We start from the raw sequence: 3,507 nt of genomic DNA on the forward strand, positions 1-3,507 counted from the left end.
CCAGGATGAGGTGGGCGTTGGTGCCGCTGATGCCGAACGAGGAGACGGCGGCCCGGCGGGGACGGTCGTCCTCGACGTCCCAGGGCCGTGCCTCGGTGAGCAGTCGGACGGTTCCGTCGGACCAGTCGACGTGGCTGGTCGGCTGTTCGGCGTGCAGGGTGCGCGGCAGGACGCCGTGCCGCATCGCCATGACCATCTTGATCACGCCACCGACGCCGGCCGCCGCCTGGGAGTGTCCGATGTTGGACTTCAACGAACCCAGCCAGAGCGGGTGTTCGGCATCGCGTGTCTCGCCGTAGGTGTTCAGCAGCGCCTGGGCCTCGATGGGGTCGCCGAGGCGGGTGCCGGTGCCGTGAGCCTCGACGGCGTCGATCTCCTCCGGTGCGAGCCGCGCGTTCGCCAGGGCCTGCCGGATGACGCGTTCCTGGCTGGGGCCGTTGGGCGCGGTCAGGCCGTTGCTGGCGCCGTCCTGGTTGACGGCGGTGCCCCGGACGATCGCCAGCACCGGGTGGCCGTTGCGGCGGGCGTCCGACAGGCGCTCGACCAGCAGCAGGCCGACGCCCTCGCTCCAGCCGGTGCCGTCCGCCTCGTCGGAGAACGCCTTGCAGCGCCCGTCCGGGGACAGCCCGCGCTGGCGGCTGAACTCCACGAAGGTGCCCGGGGTGGACATGACGGTGGCGCCGCCCGCGAGGGCGAGCGAGCACTCGCCGGCCCGCAGGGCCTGGGCGGCCAGGTGCAGGGCGACCAGCGAGGAGGAGCAGGCGGTGTCGACCGTGATTGCCGGGCCTTCGAGGCCGAAGTTGTAGGCGATCCGGCCGGAGACGACGCTGCCGGTGTTGCCGGTCAGCAGGATGCCCTCCAGCTCCTTCGGCATGAGCTGCACCGGCGGGGCGTAGTCGTGGTACATCACCCCGGCGAAGACCCCGGTGTCGCTGCCGCGCAGGGTGGTCGGGTCGATGCCGGCCCGCTCGAAGGTCTCCCAGGCGGTCTCCAGCAGCAGCCGCTGCTGCGGGTCCATCGCGGTGGCCTCGCGCGGGCTGATCCCGAAGAACTCGGAGTCGAACTCGCCCGCTCGGTAGAGGAATCCGCCCCGGTCGGTGATGGACTTGCCGACCGCCTCGGGGTCCGGGTCGTGGAGGTCTTCCGGCCAGCCGCGGTCGTACGGGAACGGTCCGATCCCGTCGCGGCCCTGGTCGACCAGCTGCCACAGTTCCTCGGGCGTGGTGACGCCACCCGGGTAGTGGCAGGCCATGCCGATGATGGCGATCGGCTCCGCGTCGTCGGCGGTCCCGGACCCGACGGCTCGGGTGGTCCGCGGACGGGGTGCCTGGACGAGGCCCGCGGCCTTGGCGAGTTGCTCCTGCAGGTGCTCGGCCAGGGCGCCGGGCGTCGGGTAGTCGAACACCAGGGTGGCCGAAAGCCGGAGCCCGGTCGCCGAGTTGATGCGGTTGCGCAGTTCGACCGCGCTCAGCGAGTCGACGCCCAGCTCCTTGAAGCCGGCGGAGGCGTCGACCGTGTCCGCGCTGCTGTGGCCGAGCACGGAGGCCGCCGACGCACGAACCAACTCCAGTGCGGTGGCGAGGCGTTCGGCCGTGTCCAGTCCGGCCAGCCGTTCGGCGAACTCGTTGCCCGCCGGCTGGGCGGCCCTGGCCCGGACCCGCTGCGGGGCGGTCCGTACCAGCCCGCGCAGCAGCGCCGGGACGGATTCGGCGTCGGACCGCGCCCGGACGGCGGCGAGGTCGAGCCTGGCCGGGACGAGCAGGGCCTCGGGGCGGCCGAGGGTGGCGTCGAGGAACGCCAGCCCCTCGTCCTCGGACATCGCCGCGACGCCCGCGCGGGCCATGCGCGCGAGGTCGGCGTCGCTGAGCTTCTCGCCCATGCCGCCCTGGCCCCAGAGGCCCCAGGCGAGGGAGGTGGCTGGCAGGCCGAGGGTGTGTCGGTGGTGGGCGAGGGCGTCCAGGAAGGCGTTGGCGGCGGCGTAGTTGGCCTGACCGGCGGCGCCGATCAGACCGGAGACCGAGGAGTACAGGACGAAGGCGGACAGCGGGAGTTCGGCTGTCAGCTCGTGGAGGTGCAGCGCGGCCAGGACCTTCGGACGCAGGACGGTGTCGAGGCGTTCGGGGGTGAGGGCGGTGATGATGCCGTCGTCGAGGACGCCGGCGGTGTGGATGACGGCGGTGAGGGGGTGGTCGGTGGGTACGGCGGTGAGGAGGGCGGCGACGGCGTCGCGGTCGGTGGTGTCGCAGGCGACGGCCCGGACCTCGGCGCCGGAGTCGGTGAGTTCGGTGATGAGTTCGGCGGCGCCGGGGGCGTCGGCGCCCCGGCGGCTGGTGAGCAGGAGGTGCCGGACGCCGTGCTCGGTCACCAGGTGCCGGGCCAGCAGCGCACCCAGCCGTCCGAAGGCACCCGTGATCAGCACCGTGCCCTCGGGGTCGAGCCGCACCGGGCCGGAGTCGGCCGCGGCCGGAGCGTTGACGCGGGCGAGCCGGGGCACCTGGAGAACACCGGCCCGAAGCGCGGACTGCGGCTCACCGGTGGCGGCAGCGGCGCGCAGGACGCGCAGCGACTCGGGCGTGCCGTCGTGATCCACCAGGGTGAACCGGCCCGGATACTCCGACTGTACGGTCCGCAGCAGACCCCACACCGGGGCCGCGGCCGGCACCCCGGCCTCGGTCGGGCCGCCGGCGGGCACGGCCTGCCGGGTCAGCACCAGCACCGGGGTCTCGGCCAGCCGGTCGTCCTGGAGCAGCGCCTGGACGGTCGTCAGAGCGTCGTGGGAGGCCCGGCGGGCCGCCTCGAACAGGGCACCGGCGTCCGTGCCGTCCGCCCCGGGGTGGCCCGGCGCGTACACCAGGACCTCGGGCGGCTCGGCCGTCCCGTCGTCGAGGGCCGCGCGCAGGGCGGCTGCGTCCTCGTACCGGACGGCTGCGAGCGCCTCGGCCGTTCCGGCATCGCCGATCAGGGCCCAGGGGCCGCCGGGCGCCTCGGCGAGCGCGGCGGCCGCGGGCTGCCAGGCGACGGTGTACAGCGGGTGCCGCTGGTCGGCGTCGCGCAACTGCCCGGCGGAGGCCTCGCGCATCACCAGCGCGTCGATCTCGGCGACCGGTGCGCCGGTCGGATCGGTGAGGCGCAGCACGGTTCCGGTGCCGTCGTCGGACGGGCGGGCCGTGAGCCGGAGCCGGGTGGCGCCGACGGAGTGCAGCGTCACACCCCGGAAGGTGAACGGAAGGCCGCGCTCGATGCCGGCGATCAGGAGGGGGTGGAGGGTGGCGTCGAGGAGGGCGGGGTGGAGGGTGTGGCCTTCGGGGGTGAGGTCGGTGGGGAGGGTGATTTCGGCGTGGAGGGTGTTGTCGGTGTCGCGCCAGGCTTTGGTGAGGCCTTGGAAGGCGGGGCCGTAGGTGTAGCCGCGTTGGGTGAGGTGGTGGTAGGTGTCGGTGAGGTCGATGGGGGTGGCGGTGGCGGGGGGCCAGGTGGTGTTGGTTTCGGGGGTGTGGGGGGTGGTGTTGG

1 protein-coding gene is annotated in these 3,507 nt (G+C 74.2%); it reads right to left on the reverse strand.

The genetic code is table 11. The features are described 5' to 3' along the window. Positions 1 to 3,507, reverse strand: a 3,507-nt coding sequence (locus tag ACWDBB_RS36055; protein WP_449793627.1) for a type I polyketide synthase, incomplete at both ends; no start/stop codon positions are given.

The organism is Kitasatospora sp. NPDC001095, from assembly GCF_053598615.1.